We start from the raw sequence: 18505 nt of genomic DNA on the forward strand, positions 1-18505 counted from the left end.
AATGAAAAGGGCCATACAGTACCAGACTCACCAGTGAACTCAAAAGGTCCATTGGGGTAAATGGTATCACTGCATGTGGCTTTTTCACAAAGTTATTAATAAGGTGATATCGATGAAACCGATCGAAGACTCACCACTAACTCATCACTCATCACTCATCACTCATAACTCATAACTCATAACTCTTGAAGCTTTCTTCTAACGCGTTCTTTTTTAATCAATCCAAGTTCCCGGCCCGTGTGTCCCGATACCGAACTGTTTTCCTGTGCGCGACGCATTAAATAAGGAATAACGTCTTTTATCGGACCAAAAGGCAAATATTTGCTTACATGACAACCCGCCCTGGCCAGGTTAAAAGTGATATTATCACTCATACCATACAATTGGGAAAAATGAACATGCGGATGATTAAAAGGTATGCCTTTGTTTTTCAGCAAAACGGTGGCCCGCATATTACTTTCTTCATTATGTGAGGCGATTATCAGGCCGATCCGGTCAATATGATCAATACTAAATTCTACCGCTTCGTTGTAATCATCATCGCTTGATTGCTTGGATGGCTGTATCGGTGATGGATAACCGAGTTCTTCCGCACGTCGTCTTTCTTTCTCCATATATGCGCCCCGAACCAGCTTGGCACCGAGTAAAAAATCACGGTTGATAGCTTGCTTTAAACTGTTCTTTAAGAATATAAAGCGATCATGCCTATATAGCTGGATGGTATTATACAGTACAACTTTCTCGCGGTTAAACCGCTGCATCATTTGCATGGTAAGTGCGTCAACCGGATCCTGGATCCAGGTTTCTTCCGCATCCACCAAAACACCGACATTACCTGCATCCGCAGCCGCAATAATTTTTTCCATCCTGCTTACCACTCTTTGCCATTCGGCCTGTTCTTCGGTATTAAGAACTTCGGTATGAACAATCCCTTCGAACCCGCTCTTATCATTTGCTGCATTATCCAGTTTTTCGAGTAATGAAAACCTGGCAAACCCCGTTACCTTGATGCTCATCAAAGGGATATTTGGCTGGGTTGAAGCATATTTTATCACACGGATAAATTCCTCGGTGGCATGATCGAAATTTTTTTCTCCTTCTTTTCCTTCCACTCCGTAATCGAGTATCACCTGTACCCCATATTTCCCTAATTTATCTGCTACCGCGGCTGTATCTTCCAGCGTTTCGCCACCTACAAACTGTTTGAAAATGGTATTCCTGATAATTCCTTTAATTGGTAAACCAAAACGTATGGCCAGCGGAGTTATTTTTGTTCCCAGTTTTACAAGTGCGGGAACACCCATTGAAGTAAAAAGTAAGGACGCTCTTTTAAGGTCTTTGTCGGATTTATATTCAAACGCGTGTTCAGTATTGTCGAATGAAATTTTCGGGTGAGATTCCATACTTTTTGAAATATTGAGAAGCAAAAGTAAGCCAGAAATGTCAGGATTGGTTGATTTGTACGATCTGAACTATACCTTCGCAGCCATGAAGATCACGCATACAGATATATATAAATTCAGTATACCCATGCATCCGTTCACTATTGCAACGGGCACTATGCATTATGCGCAGAACCTGTTTATCAGGGTTCATACTGAGGCCGGCGGTTATGGCGTTGGTGAATGCTCAGCCTTCCCGATGATAGTGGGGGAAACGCAGGCAACCTGTTTTGAAATGGCAAAAGACTTTGCAGCGATCTGGAAAAACAAATCAGCCGGGGATATTGAAGAGAGAATGCACGAGTTGCATCTTGCTGCAGCTTTTAACGGAACTGTGAAAAGCGCATTTGATATGGCATTATATGACCTTGCTGCCCGGTGGGAGAATAAACCTTTATATGAATATCTTGGTGGCAAAAATCAAAAAAAGCTCGAAACCGACATTACTGTCGGCATTGGTTCTCCCGACCTCATGGCTCAACAGGCTGCTGCTTTTGTGGGAGATGGCTTCCGCATTATAAAAGTTAAACTGGGAAAAGATCCGGATGAAGATATTGAACGCATCCATGCGATACGCAAGGCAGTTCCGCCAGCCATAGTGTTGCGTTTAGATGCTAACCAGGGCTGGAGCTTTGAAGCCGCAGTCAAAGTATTACAGGCGCTCGGATCTTACAATGTGGCGTTCTGCGAACAACCAATGCGTGCATACGATGACCATTATCTTCCGCAACTAAGGAAATTATCAACTATTCCCATAATGGCAGATGAAAGCGTTTTCACACATCACGATGCCAAAAGGCTAATCCGTGAGAATGCCTGCGACTTTGTAAATATCAAACTCGCCAAATCAGGTGGAATACTTGAAGCACTTAAGATTAACAGGATCTGTGAAGAAAATAATATTCCCTGTATGATGGGTGGGATGCTTGAAAGCCGTGTTGCCCTAAGCGCATTTGCCCATTTCGCCCTGGCTTGTGACAATATTATTTTTAACGATATGGATACATGTATGCTCGGTCACAAACTAGACCCCGTAACAGGGGGAGTTTATTATAACGGTTATTATGTAGAACTACCGGCAGGACCAGGTATCGGTGCGGATGCTGATAATGAATTTTTAAAAACCCTTGAAAAAATAACAATTTGATGAACCCAATTACAAAAACACCGAAGGATTCGAATGTAATAATGACAGAACTCGTGCTTCCGAATGATACAAATACTTTTGGAAACCTGATGGGAGGACGCTTAATGTATTGGATGGATATAGCAGCTGCACTGGCGGCTATGAAACATGCAGGCGCACCGGTAGTGACTGCGTCGGTCGATAACATTTCATTTGAAAATCCGATTAAACTCGGTAATGTCGTTCATATCGAGGCAAGGGTATCAAGGGCATTCAATACTTCTATGGAAGTTTACATCCGCGTTTCCGGCGAAGATGCATTACAGCAAATTAAGTATAAGAGCAATGAGGCATATTATACATTTGTTTCGCTTGGGGCCGATGGCCGTTCGATGCCCGTGCATTCGTTGGTGCCCGAGTCTGAAGAGGAAATAAAATTATTTGATGGTGCATTAAGAAGAAGACAGCTAAGGTTGATACTCGGTGGAAAAATGAAACCCGATGATGCTACCGAATTGAAGGCGCTGTTTAAGTTCGAATAAATAATAAACCGCGAATAAATAATAAACCGGATAACTAATACTGATAATAATTTCAAATGGAGACCGCAGGAAGCGCTAACTTATCAGAATCTGGAAAATAGAAATATGGATTGGGAATCTGTTACAGGAAGAAATGATATCTATTTGACAATAAAATTACTCAAATATTAATCAGGTCGTTGGAGCATTATTCTGATCGGCAACAGGCATGAACTTTTTACTTTGCTCTATAGAGTCCATTATTGCTTCGAGCATGGCATCTCCGGGCATATCAAAATCAAGTTGCAAAGGAGCCTTAAATTGAACAGTAAGCTTTACGCCTTTTTTCCGCATTTTCAACCCTGTTTTATCAAAAGCAGTTGAAAATCCATTTATCACCACCGGGATAACAACCGGTTTAGTCGTCTTAATAATAAGTGCTGTACCTTTTCTGCCGGGAGCATAAGGTTTAGTGGTACCCTGGGGAAAAGTAATGATCCAGTTTTCTTTCAAAGACCGGGTCACTTTTCTTGTGTCGGAAGGGTCAAGGCCTTTGCGTTTAACGGTTGCCTCCGGGTTCCAGGCACGTTTCACTTTTAGAGCCCCCGCCAGTGCAAAGATCCGGGTGATCCAGCTGGATTTCATCGTTTCTTCTGCTGCGACAAAAAAGACCCTTGTAAATGGATTGAGAAGGTAATATGGAACACCGAGTTCATTTTTTTTGCCCCACTTAACTGCACCGAAAATGTGGAGGAAACAAATCACGTCAGCAAAATAAGTCTGGTGATTACTTACAAACAGCACGTTTTCCGGCGGAAGCTTTTCGAAATGTTCTGTGCCCGAGATTTCCAGTTTATTGATCATGTTTAACCCGGGATAAGAAACAGAACCTACGAGCACATAGATTATTTTCTTGATTAAATTGACCTTCTTAAGTCTATCCCACAAAGGATGCATGCGAATCAGTTTAACTTCAACCTCTATCGTTAGAAAATCCTGAACGATTATGTAATTGCTAAAATTAACGCATCTTGGTCTAAAACAGAATTTATGAAAAGATTTATTTTAGCGCTAAGTACTGTACTGGCTATGTTAGTTTCGAATGCTCAGACCCTGCCCCCAAAGGTTTTTCCAAAAACGATCCAGGTTACCGGAATAGCGGAATTGAATATAGCACCCGATGAAATACATGTATTAATTACCCTTAAAGAATATGAGAAAAAGAATAAAAGCAAAATAGATATTGAAACCATCCGTAAAGATTTCCTCGCCAGTGTTCGCAAGATAGGAATTGCCGATACCGCCATCAGGATAATGTCAGTAGACGGCAATAGTGGTTTGGCATGGTGGCGCAGGAAAAATCAGAAAGATGAATTGTACGCTGCTATCACTTATGAGATAGTGTTTAATAATGCTCAGAAGATTGATGAACTCATAAACCTGCTCGACGATGAAGCCACCCAGCAATTTACTGTTTCAGAAATCACACATAGTAATCTTGTCAACCTGCAAAAACAATTAAGAATGGACGCGATGAAAGCTGCCAAAACCAAAGCGATTTACCTCGCAGAATCGATCTCAGAAAATATTGGCAGTGCAATCACAATAACTGAAACAACGTTTCCACAGGTATTTGATAACATGAAACGCTTCTCAAACACAATGGCTGTTATAAATGATGAGCCAGGCGATTTGTCCAAACCCGAATTCAAAAAGCTCATTCTGAAAGCAGAGATGAATGTTATATTTGAATTAAGATAACCTTTTAGTGTTCGGGTTGCGGCTATAGATTGGTTAAGAGATGGCCATGGTGTAACTTTGAACAATGCAACTGACCACTGTTATCTTTGATATGGACGGCTTACTGATAGACTCGGAACCATTCTGGGCAGAAGCCGGCTCAGAAACCCTGGCACGATATGATATCAGGTTATCTGAAGAACAATATCATACTTCAACCGGCCTAAGGACCAGGGAATGGATCGAATGGTGGTTCACTGCTTTTAATATAGATTTGAAATATACTGAAGCTGCCGAACAAACAATAGTGGCTACGGCAATTGAAAAGATCCGTGACAATGCAGAGCCGATGGCAGGAATGAAATATATTCTTGATTTTTTCAGAAGCCGCAAGTTTCATATAGGCCTCGCCTCATCCTCACCGCTCGCACTTATAGATGTTGTGATTGAAAAACTCGATATAGCTGCTTATGTTGATGCAAAAACTTCTGCTGAATACCTGCCAAAAGGAAAGCCACATCCACAGGTTTATCTTAATTGTGCCGCGAAATTAAACGTGCTGCCTATGGAGTGCCTGTGTTTTGAGGACTCTTTCAATGGCCTGATTGCAGCTAAGGCAGCGCGCATGAAATGTGTTGCTATTCCCGATAAACATTTCGCAAGTCAACTGCGCTGGAATGCAGCGGACCTGATACTCGGGAGCCTCGATCAGTTCGACGAAAAAAAATTAACGCTGGTTGGAGGATAAAAAAAGCCCCACTTAATGCGGGGCTGGCGGGGAGAGGCGGACGGTTAAAGTTCTTTATTTTTGAATGATAAGCCTGGTGAACATTGATTTGCCATTCACTGCAACGCGCACATTATATACTGCAGCCGGAAGTTTATTTACTGATTCAAGTACTATGGAATTATCTCCGTTGATCATCTTTACGTTTTCTGTACTCAAAACCGATCCCTGCATATTAAGCACCGATACAGATGCTTCACCCGTTTCAGACGATTTGATATTCAGAACAGGGTTTGACCTCGCCGGGTTGGGGTAAATGCTCACTAACAATGCTGAGTTGCCGGCTTTTCTTACAGCAATGATTTTGCTATATGTGAATCTGCCGTCTTCATCAACCATTTTCAAACGATAGAAACTTGTACCTGCCAGCGTTTTAGCATTAAGAAAGCTGTAGTTCTGAGGTAACGTACTGCTTCCTTTTGAATTTGCCCGGCCAATATTTTCAAAATTAGTTCCATTGGCAGAAACCTGGATATCATAATAGTTTAATGATTTCTCATTTTCGGTTGTCCATTTGAGTTGTATTCCATCCGCGGCTTCAGTAGCTGTGAACGAAATCAGGGATACAGGAAGAATAATAAATGCCGATGTAATTATTCCACTGTTATTTGTACCAACACCTCCGGGCGCCCTTGTACCGCCAATCCAGTTCTCACCACCGATACCATTTACACTATTTACAGTCGTGTTGACTGAAGGAAGATTACCCGAAAAAAGTACAGTCCCCTGGCCACCACCAGCCCCACCACCATGCTGGCTAACGTTATTCACGTTGCCCCCATCTCCACCGTTTGCAGTAACTGTTAACCGCCTATTGTTAGAAATGTTCCAGTTGTTCACCTTGAACGCTATACTACCACCGGCACCACCCCCACCAGCTCCATCATTTCCCACCGCAGTAGCATCTTCCCCATTTGCACTTATTTTCACAGTAGTTCCTGAGCCGTTTGTTTTGATTTCATTCGCAGCAATGTATATGAATCCACCGCCATTGCCACCTTTATTGTTTGAATTATCATTTGCTTCGCCTGATCCACCACCACCACCAAGAAAAACTCTGCCGAGGTTAATCGGAACATTCAAAGAAAGTCCACCAATTCCACCGGTAGCCGAAGAGCAGCCCCAACCAATTGAACCTGTTCCACCTGCAGTATAATTTGCCCCGCCACCTCCACCACTATTAACGGCATTTCCGCCACCTCCACCGTTAAGTATTTTACCTTTCCCTGCAGCAAATGCGGGGTTAGTGTTTTTGTATATGCCTTCTCCTTTATTTCCAAACAAGGGGTCAACGGCATTATAAAAACTTGTTGAATTACATGTGCCATAGTTAGTTGAACTTGCATCAGCAACACCCCCACGAAAACCAGCATTGTCTGCAAGTATATTATGACGAAGTGTAAGCGTACCAGGTACATTGAAAGCCACAACTCCGCCTACAACCCCGTTCCAGGGAACGGCAACAATGTCTGAACTTGAAGAGTAATTCATTGTACCCAGTGTAGGAAATGTGATAAGCTGAAGTCTGCTGTTAGCACCAACAGTAAAATTATTATTAAGTGCCCCTGTAAGGGTGATAAGATTTACTATTCCTGCGACCCTTGCGACCAGGGCGATTGTAGCAAATTCGTATTTACCGGTGTTGGCAATGTTTGAAAGATCACCAAAGTTGCTGTTATTAGCAGTGTTGGATCCGATAACGTTATCCTGCACCTGCAAAACCAACACTTTGTCTCCTATATTGAAAGCATCATAGGATTCATTCGCATTGCTGATTGATAATATAGGTCCGGCAATCGCTGTTATATTCGCATAGCCATTAACCTGGGATTTAGTTATTACCGCCGATAGCAAAAAAGAAAACAGTATTATAAATCTTTTCATGGGAAGGGATTAGGGTCTCAGTGCGCTATGTACCAAGAAAAATACCACAGTTATATTTATTTGGTCCTCAGAGAATTATGAAATTCTTGATGCTGGAATTATTCCCAGCCTGGGATAAATTTTCCTAATTCGGTACTTTTTAATTGTATACCCTTACTCAACCATAAGTGAAAATTAAAAATGCATGGGCACCAACCCTTACCGGGTTCACTATTATCGCAACCAGGGTCATTTCAGGCATAAAAAAAGGCCGTCCCAACCGAAGTCCGGGACAGCCCTTGATTTTATCTTTCAGGAATCACTTATTCTTTCTCTGCACTCTCTCCACCCTGTTGTTCTTCTTCTTTCAACTTTGCTTTAATTTCAGCAAGCGCACCGAGGTCACCGAGTGTGGTTTTTTCAACCTTGCTCTGGATAGTCTTAACGGCTTTCTTAGTTTTATCAGCTTCAGTTCTTGCTTCCTTACGGGCAGCTTCTTTCTCTTCAACCTTTGATTGCTCCCAGATACGTGTGTGTGACACAACGATACGTTTTTCATTGCGATCGAATTCGATCACCATGAACTGGTTGCTTTCATCAGCTCCAAGTGTTTTGCCTTCCTCAGTCTGCAGGTGACGGTTAGGAGCAAATCCTTCCAGACCGTATTGTAACTGAACGATAGCTCCCTTATCATCTTTACGGATGATTGTTCCTTCATGAACAGTACCTACAGCGAACGTGTCCTGTAGTGTATTCCATGGATCTTCTTCCAGTTGTTTGTGTCCCAACTGAAGTTTGCGGTTTTCCTTGTCAATGCCAAGAATAACTACTTCAATATGTTCACCAACTTTTGTGTATTCTGAAGGATGATTGAAACGTTTCAACCAGCTTAGATCGCTGATGTGAATCATTCCACCAATACCAGGAGATAACTCAACAAACACACCGTAAGGAGTGATGTTTTTAACAAGACCCTTATGGCGGCTGCTTTCAGGAAACTTGTTTTCGATTGTGCTCCATGGATCTTCGCTCATTTGTTTGATAGACAAACTCATTTTGCGATTATCCTTATCAAGGGTAACGATCTTAGCTTCATGCTCATCACCGAGCTTAAAGAATTCTTTAGCATTGATCGGTGTGTTAGCCCAGGTAATTTCACTTACGTGAACCAGGCCTTCAACACCAGGCATGATTTCAAGGAACGCACCGTAATCTTCGATATTCACAACTTTACCTTTCACTACAGAACCTTCATTGATGTTTTCACCAAGAACATCCCATGGATGTGGAGTCAGTTGTTTCAGACCAAGGCTGATACGTTTTTTCTCATCATCGAAATCAAGTACAACAACTTTCAGCTTCTGATCAAGTTTCAGTACTTCAGATGGATGGCTGATACGACCCCAGCTGATATCTGTGATATACAACAGACCGTCTAATCCACCAAGATCCATGAACGCTCCGAAATCAGTAATGTTCTTGATTGTTCCTTCAAGCACCTGGCCTCTTTCGAGTTTGCTCATAATCTCTGCACGTTGTGCTTCGATATCGCTTTCAATAAGTGCCTTGTGAGATACAACAGCATTCTTGATCGCTTCATTGATCTTAACCACTTTAAATTCCATGGTCTTACCAACAAACTGATCGTAATCAGTTACCGGCTTAACGTCAATTTGTGATCCTGGTAAGAACGTTTCCATTCCAAATACATCCACGATAAGACCACCCTTGGTTTTTGAAGTAACAGTACCAGTAATAACTTCACCGGTTTTGTGAACTTCAACAATTCTTTCCCAGGCGCGGGTTACACGTGCTTGCTTACGGCTCAGGTTAAGGTGACCTTCCCTGTCTTCTTTTTCAACAACCATAACTTCTACTTCATCCCCGATTTTGAGATTTGGCAGATCACGGAATTCGTTGAAAGAAACAAGACCATCACTTTTAAAACCGATATTGATTACAACATCTGTTTTTGTCAAAGCAACTATCAGTCCTTTTACCAGCTCACCATCACTCACAGCTTTGAAAGTACCTTCGTAAACGACATCGTACTTTAGTTTTTCTTCTTTTGTGTAAGCAGCAACATTTCTTTTGTCGATGCTCCAGTCAAAATCGTCATGAGCTGTTTGAGCTACTTCAGCATGACCATTGCTCTTCCCATTGGAAGTGGCAGTGGCTTCCACAGGTGCATTTTGTGTCGCTGTAGCTTCTGCCGGTTGATCCGCAGTTGGCTCCTGTGATTCAGCGTTTGGGTTAACAATATTGTTTTCAGACATAATTAATACCCGATTGTTTTTTATTTCGGGGCTGCAAAGATACCTTTTTAGCGCCAAAAACGGAACAATTATGATCAAAATATTGCTGTATTTCCGGCTATTTTACATGCTGATTTCAAGGCTGTTTATTTGAGAATCCTGTCTTGAAATGGCACTGGCTGCAACAAATCCGCTGGTCCAGGCATGCTGGAAATTATACCCGCCTGTGATCCCGTCGACATTCATTATCTCTCCGGCAAAATACAAGCCCGGTAATAGCTTGCTTTCCATGGTGTTTGAATTAATCTCGCTGAGATTTATACCCCCCGATGTTACAAACTCCTCTTTAAAAGTTGTTTTTCCCGAAACCTGGTATTCTTTGGCCAGCAGGTTGGTGACCAGCTTATTTTGATTGGCTGAAGGCAGATCAGCCCATCTCCATTCCGGTTTACACCCTGATTCCGTCAACAGATAATCCCAAAGCCTTTGAGGAAGGCCAAAAGAATTCCTGGAAGATATCTTCTGGGCCGCAGACTCTTCTCTCAGTGAACGGAATAACTCCCTCAAACCCGCCTCGTTCTGTTCCGGCAGCCAGTTTACCAGTATCCTGAACTGGTAAACTGTTTCAGCAAGCAACCTGGCTCCCCAGGCGCTTAACTTCAGAATCGCAGGCCCGCTCATTCCCCAATGGGTTATCAAAAGAGGGCCGGATTGCTCCAACCTGGATCCCACAATCTTAACCTGGGCCAATTCAACAGAAACACCCATCAGGGCCGTGATGGGATTGGCTGGCATATTAAAAGTGAAAAGCGAAGGAACAGGAGCTTCGATTGTATGTCCAAGTACAGTGAGCCAGGAAAATGAAGCTGCTTTCGGATATCCACCGCAGGCAATACAGACATAATCGCAAGTCATGGTGTCATCATCAAAACTCAAATGCCAGTTTTCTCCTTCCTTTCTTAATGCTTTTACATCTTTGTTATAAAGAAGTTGAACACCCTGTTTATTCATTTCACGAAGAAGGCATTCGATGATGGTTTCAGAACTATTTGTAACGGGGAACATCCGGCCATCCGCTTCCGCCCGTATCAAAACACCCCTGGCCCGAAACCATTCGATGGTATCAGTAGTAAAAAACTGGTGGAAGGATTTTTTCACGAGATTGGAGCCCCGCGGATAGCGCTTAGCCATTACCGGTATCTCGAAACACTCATGGGTTACATTACAGCGTCCGCCACCAGAGATCCTCACTTTAGCAAGTATCTTACTTGTTTTCTCTACTATAATAACCTCGAGCCGGGGGTTTAACCTTTTAGCATTCACAGCACAGAAAAAACCGGAAGCGCCACCACCTATTACAATCAATCTTTTCTTCATGCTTTGAGGAATATCTTATCGCTCAAAACTAAAAGCAAAAGCTTAATCTCAATCCTTTTTTTTACGATCACAGAAAATGCTTGATCCGGTCCATAATTCAGTCAATCATATCACAATACCAGGGAACTTCAGAAAGCTGATCCACCATAATTCATCAGAATAAACAAATTCAAGCTGTCCTTCACCTTTAACTTCGATGGTTCCGCCATCAGGCAACAGTCCGGTATATTCAACTTCAAATCCCACAAAAGCAACATCATCCAGGATGAGGACTTCGCGGATATTGAGCTGATGTAAGTTAAGAGAAGAGAATTCGGTACGGGAAGCCCGGATTACTGTAGTCGCTTCTTTATATCCGATAAGTAACCCTGAGCTCGTCCTTACCCTTGTATATAATCCATTCTGTGGCACGAGGCTGAGATCATCGATAATGAAGTTCACAAAATAACGGGTCGCCTGCCTGAGATCATAATCATGATTCGGATAAAAATCTTCATAACACAGATGCATATAACAATCGGTTCCTCCCGGCAGATCTATCTCCACCTGAAAAAACTCCGTGGTGATAAACCGGTACAAAGCCCTGTCAGGATACTCTACCAGCGTATCTAACACAATTTTATGTTGATACAGAAGATCTAGTAGCGCGTCAAGCTTTTTTGAAACCTGCTCCTCATCCATGATGGTTTCATCAGGATAAACAGGTTCCCCGATTATTTTGTATATGGTCTGAAGTTCACGACCTGAAGCAGCGTTTTTTTCAAAGTTATATACTGATCGCAAAAAATGATTCTCAATCTCGGGATCAATTCGTTGTTCAGGTAAAAATATCTGGGCCCCGAATTCTGCGTTCAGTTTCATTAACAGGATTTCATTTTCAAGAATGATCGTGCTCCTTGACTGCTCATTGTTATTATCTGCCTGGTGATCTCCGGATGGTATACACATGGATGATTGTTTAAGTAAATGTAAAAGCGAAAGCCCTTCACGGGGAAGGGCTTTTTCGGCAAATTCATTGTATTTAAACAGTATCAGCGATACAAAAAACGTTATAGTTTATTTAGCGAGGCTTGGCTCATAGTACCCGGCATTCAGATACTGATTCGCTTTTTCAGCTTCTTCCACTTCGGCAAAGGATGAGAGAACATCTGCCCTTCCTTTACGGATACAGATCGTGTGTTCGTAATGAGCTGCGGGTTTTCCATCTTTAGTTCTGACCGTCCAGCCATCATCATCATACCACACCTCACGAACACCCAGGTTAACCATTGGCTCGATGGCTATTACCATACCTTCTTTCAGCTTTGCACCACTTCCTCTTTTACCATAATTCGGAACCTGTGGGTCCTCATGTAAATGTTTTCCAAGTCCATGCCCCACCAGTTCACGCACAACTCCATACTTATGTTGTTTTTCGCAATAGTCCTGGACCGCAAAGGAAATATCACCAACCCGGTTCCCTGAAATTGCCTTTTCAATCCCGCGGTATAAGGACTCTTTTGTAACCCTCATAAGTTGCAAAACTTCTTCAGGAATTTCCCCTATCGCGAAAGTATAGGCACTGTCGCCATGATACCCGTTCTTGAAAACACCGACATCCACAGAAACAACATCACCTTCTTTAAGCGGCGTTTTATTCGGAAAACCATGCACAACTGCATCGTTTACTGAAATACAGGTTGCAAAAGGATATCCTTTATAATTCTTGAAAGAAGGAACGCCTCCGTTATCAAGAATAAACTGCTCAGCTACCAGGTCCAGCTCATGAGTACTGATACCTGGTTTAATAGCCTTAGCCACTTCGGCAATAGCCTGCCCTACCAATTGGGCACTGTGCCGCATTATTTCGACTTCTTCATTGCTTTTATATAAAATCATAGTCGTTCTGTTAAATTCAAAAGTCAAAATTCACCATCCTGATTCAGTCATCTGCTGAGCAGAGCCGGGATGGTGAATTCTGACTTAGATATATTAAGAACCTTTTGTATCAGGATCTTTTATGAAATTTATTACATAGATACCGGAGAAGAACTTGTCTGCCTTCCCTGGATCCTTCCTGTTTTCATTAAACCATCATACTGGCGCATCAACAACTGTGTTTCGATTTGCTGCAGCGTATCCAAAACCACACCCACCATGATCAGCAATGAAGTTCCTCCAAAGAATGAAGAAAAGCCCGGTTGTACACCCAAACGTTGTGCGAAACCAGGGAGGATACCAACGACAGCAAGTAAGATTGCTCCGGGTAATGTGATTTTATCCATTACAGCACCGATATAATCAGCTGTTGGCTGACCTGGCTTAACTCCCGGAATAAATCCATTGTTCCTTTTCAGATCGTCTGCAATTTGCTTCGGATTAAAAATAAGAGCGGTATAAAGGAAGGTAAAACCAATTACCATAACAGCGTAGATCAGCATATACCAGAAATTGCTGTGATCACTGAAGACCTTAGCAAGTCCCTGGGTTGTTTCGAAATTTGAAAGCAGTGTTGGCAAAAACATGATCGCCTGGGCGAAAATGATCGGCATAACACCTGAGCTGTTTACCTTCATAGGAAGGAACTGGCGGGCGCCAACAAACTGTTTACTTCCTACTATCTGTTTGGCATATTGAACAGGGATCTTTCTTACACCCTGGATCAGGACGATAAGACCCATGATAATACCAATCAACACAGCTATTTCGATAACGAATAACAATAATCCAAGACCACCTGTTGGTATTTGTGCCTGCCATTCCTGCCAGATAGACTGAGGAAGACGTGCCAGGATACCGACCATGATAATAATAGAAGCACCATTACCTAACCCTTTATCTGTGATTTTTTCACCGAGCCACATTACGAACAGGGTACCTGCTGTAAGGATAACTGTGGTTGATAACCAGAAATAATCAGAAAAAGCCGGGATAATCGCTTTTGCATAACCGGGGCTGTTCAGATAAGCAACATAGGCGCTGGCCTGTAGTGCTGCAACGGCAACGGTTAAGTAACGTGTATACTGACTGATCTTTTTACGGCCACTGTCTCCTTCTTTCTGAAGTTTCTGAAACGGTGGATAAAGAATCGTCATTAATTGCATGAAGATAGAAGCAGAAATATATGGCATGATACCAAGTGCCAGGATAGAAGCCTGGGAAAATGCACCGCCTGCGAAGGCATCAATCAAACCCAATATTCCACCCTTATTTGCTGCTGCAGCATCGATCTTGCTTGGGTCAATACCAGGGAGAACTATATGAGTTCCTACCCGATAAATTGCAACCAGGGTCAGTGTGACAAGTATCTTAGACCTCAACTCATCAATGCTCCAGATATTCTTAAGTGTCTGTATGAATTTTTTCACTAAACTAAGTTATGTAAATTACTTAACTAAATACTGCGACGCCGGCAAAATCCGGAGTAGCGTTAAGACTCGCCTCTATAAGAGCTGGAATCAATAAAATTGCATACGGTAAACGACCGTAAGAGCCGGTTATTTTGCTCCGCCGATAATTTCAACAGATCCACCTGCAGCTTCAATAGCTGTTTTGGCTTTTTCGCTGACAGCATTCACTTTAAAAGTGATTTTTGCTTTCAGTTCGCCGTTTCCAAGGATCTTAACTTTATCTGTTCTGCCAACAAGACCATTTACATATAAATTTTCCATGCTGAAATCTTCAATGCCATATTTTTCAGCAAGCTGAGTTACCTGGCCAAGGTTGAATACTTTGTATTCAACACGGTGTGGATTTTTAAATCCACGTTTTGGCAAACGACGCTGAATCGGCATCTGTCCACCTTCAAAACCCATTTTGCTCGAGTAGCCTGCACGTTGCTGTCCACCTTTATTACCTTTTGTAGAAGTACCACCTTTACCGGAAGCTTCACCGCGTCCCAATCTTTTCTCTTTGTGTGTTGCGCCTTTTGCCGGCCTGATTTCGTGTAGTTTCATGTTTTTGATTTTTACTCAACGGGGAATCTCCCCTCGCGTTTTAGAATTGTTATCAAACAGAAAAAATTACCAGCTTTTCACTGGTAATTTTCATATCGTATCCTGGAGAATTAAGCTTCTTCAACCTTAACCAGGTGTTCTACCTTGCGGAGCATACCTAATACCTGTGGAGTTGCTTCAACTTCCTTTGTGGCGTTCATTTTATTCAAACCCAGCGCCTGGAGAGTCAGTTTCTGACGTTCTGGTCTGTCAATACCGCTTTTAACCTGGGTGATCTTTATCTTTTTCATTTCAATCAGTTTATCTGGGAAAGGAAGGTTCCGATCAGGAAACTATCCGTTAAAAACTTTTTTCAGATTCACATTTCTTTGCTTGGCCACATTGATTGGCTCACGCAACATAGCAAGCGCTTTGTAAGTAGCTTTTACCACGTTATGCGGATTAGCTGAACCAAGTGATTTTGCAAGAACGTCAGTAACACCTGCGCTTTCAAGAACAGCACGCATGCTACCTCCTGCAATTACACCTGTACCGTGAGCAGCTGGTTTTATCAGCACCTTTGCAGCACCCTCTTTTGCAAGTTGATCATGTGGTATAGTTCCGTGCATGATAGGAACTTTGATTAGATTCTTTTTTGCATCTTCGATTCCTTTGGTAATAGCTTCCTGAACCTCTTTGGCCTTTCCGAGACCGTGACCAACAACACCGCCTTCGTTACCAACAACAACTAAAGCAGAGAAACTGAAAGCACGACCGCCTTTAGTAGTTTTAACCACACGGTTGATAGCTACTACTTTTTCTTTCAACTCCAGATCGCCCGCTTTAACCTTGTTTAAATTAACTTTTGCCATTTATTATAATTTCAGATTTGAAATAGAATAGTTTTTGCCTGATGAGCTTAAAATTTAAGACCACCTTCACGGGCTCCGTCTGCAACTGATTTTACACGACCATGAAACAGGTTACCGCCACGGTCAAACGTGCAAACAGTAATACCAAGTTCTACAGCCTTTCGTGCGATAGCGGCACCCACCAATTTGGATTTCTCCACCTTTGTCACCTTCTGGGCGGCAATATCTTTTTCCCTGCTTGAAGCAGAAACAAGTGTTTTGCCTTCAACATCATCGATCAGCTGAGCATAGATCTCCATGTTGCTTCTGAATATAGCCAGGCGTGGATTCTGGGCAGTACCTGTAATCTTTTTACGGATGCGGTAGCGGATCTTTTGCCTTTTTAGAAGTTTTGTAGTAGCCATTGTTCTTTATTTTGTAATCTCACGATTCTGCCGGGAGATATTTTGATTGAAATTTGTTGAATGAGTTGCCTGAGATAAAGTCTGAAGACTGCGGGATTATTTACCAGCAGCTTTACCAGCTTTACGACGGATAACTTCACCGATATATTTAACACCTTTACCTTTGTACGGCTCTGGCTTACGAAGTCCACGAATTTTTGCTGCTACCTGGCCTACCAGTTGCTTGTCAATTCCTTCCAGGTAAATTTTTGGGTTCTCCCCTTTTGCCTGTTCAGTTTTAACCTGGAGTTCTTTAGGTACCTCGAAAATGATATTGTGAGAATATCCTAATGCAAGGTCAAGCAGATTGCCGGTGCTGGCAGCCTTATAACCTACACCCACCAGCTCAAGATTTTTCTTGTAGCCTTCAGTCACACCTTTTACCATGTTGGCAACCAGTGAGCGATACAAACCATGCATGGCACGGTGACGGATCTGATCAGTTGGACGGGTAATTTCTACCTGGCCATCTTTAACTTCAACTTTGATATCACGATCAACAGTTTGCTTTAATTCGCCTTTTGGCCCTTTAACAGTCAGGATATTGTTTGCTCCTACTGTAAGTGTAACGCCTGATGGCAATTGAACGGGTTGTTTACCTATACGGGACATAATTTTAGAATTATTATTTTGAAAAAATTGAATTACCGGTTGAACGTGTTCAGCTCCGTATAGAGAGCTTAATTGTCAGGCAACCGTTGTTTATATTAATAGATATAGCACAAAACTTCACCACCTACATTCTGGGTTTTAGCCTGCTTGTCTGTCATTACACCTTTTGATGTACTGATGATAGCAACGCCAAGACCATTCTTCACACGTTTGAATTCGCCGGGGCTGGAATACTGGCGAAGTCCCGGACGGCTAACTCTTTCAAGCGAGCGGATAGCAGGTTCTTTGCTTGTCGGATCGTATTTCAGCGCTATTTTAATAACACCTTGTTTGTTGTCGTCCTCGAACTTGTATTTTAGGATATAACCCTGGTCGTACAAGATTTCGGTAATCCTCTTTTTCAGATTTGAAGCAGGGATCTCCACAATTCTATGACCCGCTAGTTGTGCGTTACGTACTCGGGTCAGGAAGTCTGCTATAGGATCAGTTACCATATAATCTCAGTTGAAAATTGTTAATTGTTAAAAAGTCGTTTCAGTTTGGAAGTTTTCAGTCCCTTTCGGCAACCTTTATGAAAATCTCCACTTAAAAATCCTTGTCCGCTGAAGCCCTTAAACTTCACACCCCAGTAATCTGAAGCTGCGAAGGAGGACTACCAGCTCGCCTTACGGATACCAGGGATCTTACCATTCAAAGCCATCTCACGGAAAGTAACGCGAGACATACCGAAATAACGGATATAACCTCTTGGTCTGCCAGTGAGCTGACAACGGTTTTTCAAACGTACCGGAGAAGCATTCTTCGGCAGTTCATCAAGAGCTTTGTAATCTCCTGCTGCTTTAAGCGCTGCACGCTTTTCAGCAAACTGGGCTACCAGGCGTACTCTCTTTCTCTGTCTGGCTTTAACTGATTCCTTTGCCATATTTATTATTTAATTTTAGTACTTGCTGTTTTTATGTGATGCTGCTAACTTAAGCGAGCTCTTCGCCTTTTTTAGCGTTCTTAAACGGCATACCCATTTCTTTCAAAAGTTCGTATGCTTCTTCGTTTGTCTGGGCAGTGGTAACGAATGTGATGTCCATACCAGTGATCCTGTTTACCTTGTCAATATCGATTTCAGGGAAAATGATCTGCTCAGTAACACCGAGCGTATAATTTCCACGGCCATCGAAAGACTTTTCATTTACTCCTTTGAAGTCACGTACACGTGGCAGTGCAGTTGCAATGAGCCTGTCGAGGAACTCATACATCTTAACACCACGAAGCGTAACCCTTGCACCGATCGGCATAGCCTTTCTTAGCTTGAAGTTTGAGATATCCTTTTTAGACAGGGTAGATACTGCTTTCTGACCAGTGATCGTTGTCAGTTCTTCAACTGCAATATCAACCAGCTTTTTATCAGTCACCGCGCCGTTAACACCGCGGTTGAGGCAGATCTTTTCAAGTTTAGGAACCTGCATAACGCTGGTATAACTAAAGCGTTTCATCATTGCAGGTATAACATCTTTCTTGTACTTATCTGCTAATCTCGGAGTATAATTTGTTGTGCTCAT

Annotated in this window: 20 protein-coding genes; 4 read left to right on the plus strand and 16 right to left on the minus strand. The window is 42.4% G+C overall.

The window, feature by feature from the left end:
- Positions 1-176: 176 nt before the first annotated feature.
- Entirely contained in the window at positions 177-1403 is a 1227-nt protein-coding gene (locus VK664_RS17410) for a proline dehydrogenase family protein (RefSeq protein ID WP_461399969.1), read from the minus strand.
- 37 nt (positions 1404-1440) lie between these two features.
- Here VK664_RS17410 and VK664_RS17415 point away from each other — a divergent pair, with 37 nt between their 5' ends.
- Both VK664_RS17415 and VK664_RS17420 read left to right on the plus strand, forming a co-directional pair.
- Positions 1441-2589 carry a mandelate racemase/muconate lactonizing enzyme family protein gene (locus VK664_RS17415; protein ID WP_461399970.1) on the plus strand — a complete coding sequence of 383 codons (1149 nt, stop codon included), beginning with the start codon at positions 1441-1443 and terminating at the stop codon, positions 2587-2589.
- On the plus strand, positions 2589-3110 hold the full coding sequence (locus tag VK664_RS17420) for an acyl-CoA thioesterase (protein WP_461399971.1): 522 nt from the start codon (positions 2589-2591) through the stop codon (positions 3108-3110). The genes VK664_RS17415 and VK664_RS17420 overlap by 1 nt, the downstream gene beginning before the upstream one ends.
- 171 nt (positions 3111-3281) lie before the next feature.
- Here the strand turns inward: VK664_RS17420 and VK664_RS17425 are convergent, their stop codons facing one another.
- Positions 3282-4046 carry a lysophospholipid acyltransferase family protein gene (locus VK664_RS17425; RefSeq protein ID WP_461399972.1) on the minus strand — a complete coding sequence of 255 codons (765 nt, stop codon included), beginning with the start codon at positions 4044-4046 and terminating at the stop codon, positions 3282-3284.
- Between the two features lie 93 nt (positions 4047-4139).
- On the opposite strand from VK664_RS17425, the gene VK664_RS17430 reads away from it, so the two are divergent.
- Entirely contained in the window at positions 4140-4850 is a 711-nt protein-coding gene (locus tag VK664_RS17430) for an SIMPL domain-containing protein (RefSeq protein ID WP_461399973.1), read from the plus strand.
- Between the two features lie 64 nt (positions 4851-4914).
- On the plus strand, positions 4915-5577 hold the full coding sequence (gene hxpB, locus VK664_RS17435; RefSeq protein ID WP_461399974.1) for a hexitol phosphatase HxpB: 663 nt from the start codon (positions 4915-4917) through the stop codon (positions 5575-5577).
- 54 nt (positions 5578-5631) lie between these two features.
- Here the strand turns inward: hxpB and VK664_RS17440 are convergent, their stop codons facing one another.
- The 14 genes from VK664_RS17440 to rplE all read right to left on the minus strand — a co-directional run bounded on the left by VK664_RS17440 (position 5632) and on the right by rplE (position 18505).
- Positions 5632-7500, minus strand: a complete 1869-nt coding sequence (locus tag VK664_RS17440; RefSeq protein WP_461399975.1) for a T9SS type A sorting domain-containing protein — start codon at positions 7498-7500, stop codon at positions 5632-5634.
- A 302-nt stretch (positions 7501-7802) separates the two neighbouring features.
- Positions 7803-9755, minus strand: coding sequence for a 30S ribosomal protein S1 (gene rpsA / locus VK664_RS17445; protein ID WP_461399976.1), 1953 nt, complete (start codon positions 9753-9755; stop codon positions 7803-7805).
- 102 nt (positions 9756-9857) lie between these two features.
- Positions 9858-11111, minus strand: a complete 1254-nt coding sequence (locus VK664_RS17450) for a BaiN/RdsA family NAD(P)/FAD-dependent oxidoreductase (RefSeq protein ID WP_461399977.1) — start codon at positions 11109-11111, stop codon at positions 9858-9860.
- 105 nt (positions 11112-11216) lie between these two features.
- Positions 11217-12059 (minus strand): hypothetical protein, encoded by an 843-nt coding sequence (locus VK664_RS17455; protein WP_461399978.1) that lies wholly within the window; start codon positions 12057-12059, stop codon positions 11217-11219.
- A 108-nt stretch (positions 12060-12167) separates the two neighbouring features.
- On the minus strand, positions 12168-12989 hold the full coding sequence (gene map, locus VK664_RS17460) for a type I methionyl aminopeptidase (RefSeq protein ID WP_461399979.1): 822 nt from the start codon (positions 12987-12989) through the stop codon (positions 12168-12170).
- A 131-nt stretch (positions 12990-13120) separates the two neighbouring features.
- Positions 13121-14458, minus strand: coding sequence for a preprotein translocase subunit SecY (gene secY, locus VK664_RS17465; RefSeq protein WP_461399980.1), 1338 nt, complete (start codon positions 14456-14458; stop codon positions 13121-13123).
- A gap of 129 nt (positions 14459-14587) precedes the next feature.
- The gene (gene rplO / locus VK664_RS17470; RefSeq protein WP_461399981.1) at positions 14588-15046 is read right to left on the minus strand and encodes a 50S ribosomal protein L15; all 459 of its coding nucleotides are present in this window, start codon (positions 15044-15046) and stop codon (positions 14588-14590) included.
- 110 nt (positions 15047-15156) lie between these two features.
- Complete coding sequence (rpmD, locus tag VK664_RS17475) at positions 15157-15336, minus strand: 50S ribosomal protein L30 (RefSeq protein WP_458925936.1); 180 nt, start codon at positions 15334-15336, stop codon at positions 15157-15159.
- A 42-nt stretch (positions 15337-15378) separates the two neighbouring features.
- The gene (rpsE, locus tag VK664_RS17480) at positions 15379-15897 is read right to left on the minus strand and encodes a 30S ribosomal protein S5 (RefSeq protein ID WP_461399982.1); all 519 of its coding nucleotides are present in this window, start codon (positions 15895-15897) and stop codon (positions 15379-15381) included.
- A 47-nt stretch (positions 15898-15944) separates the two neighbouring features.
- Positions 15945-16301, minus strand: coding sequence for a 50S ribosomal protein L18 (gene rplR / locus VK664_RS17485; RefSeq protein ID WP_461399983.1), 357 nt, complete (start codon positions 16299-16301; stop codon positions 15945-15947).
- Between the two features lie 96 nt (positions 16302-16397).
- Positions 16398-16952 carry a 50S ribosomal protein L6 gene (gene rplF / locus VK664_RS17490; protein ID WP_461399984.1) on the minus strand — a complete coding sequence of 185 codons (555 nt, stop codon included), beginning with the start codon at positions 16950-16952 and terminating at the stop codon, positions 16398-16400.
- 95 nt (positions 16953-17047) lie between these two features.
- Positions 17048-17446 carry a 30S ribosomal protein S8 gene (gene rpsH / locus VK664_RS17495; protein WP_461399985.1) on the minus strand — a complete coding sequence of 133 codons (399 nt, stop codon included), beginning with the start codon at positions 17444-17446 and terminating at the stop codon, positions 17048-17050.
- 158 nt (positions 17447-17604) lie between these two features.
- Entirely contained in the window at positions 17605-17874 is a 270-nt protein-coding gene (gene rpsN, locus VK664_RS17500) for a 30S ribosomal protein S14 (protein ID WP_461399986.1), read from the minus strand.
- A 49-nt stretch (positions 17875-17923) separates the two neighbouring features.
- On the minus strand, positions 17924-18505 hold the full coding sequence (gene rplE, locus VK664_RS17505; RefSeq protein ID WP_461399987.1) for a 50S ribosomal protein L5: 582 nt from the start codon (positions 18503-18505) through the stop codon (positions 17924-17926).

It is taken from the genome of Flavitalea sp., assembly GCF_035489435.1.
Lineage (GTDB): Bacteria > Bacteroidota > Bacteroidia > Chitinophagales > Chitinophagaceae > DATHKG01.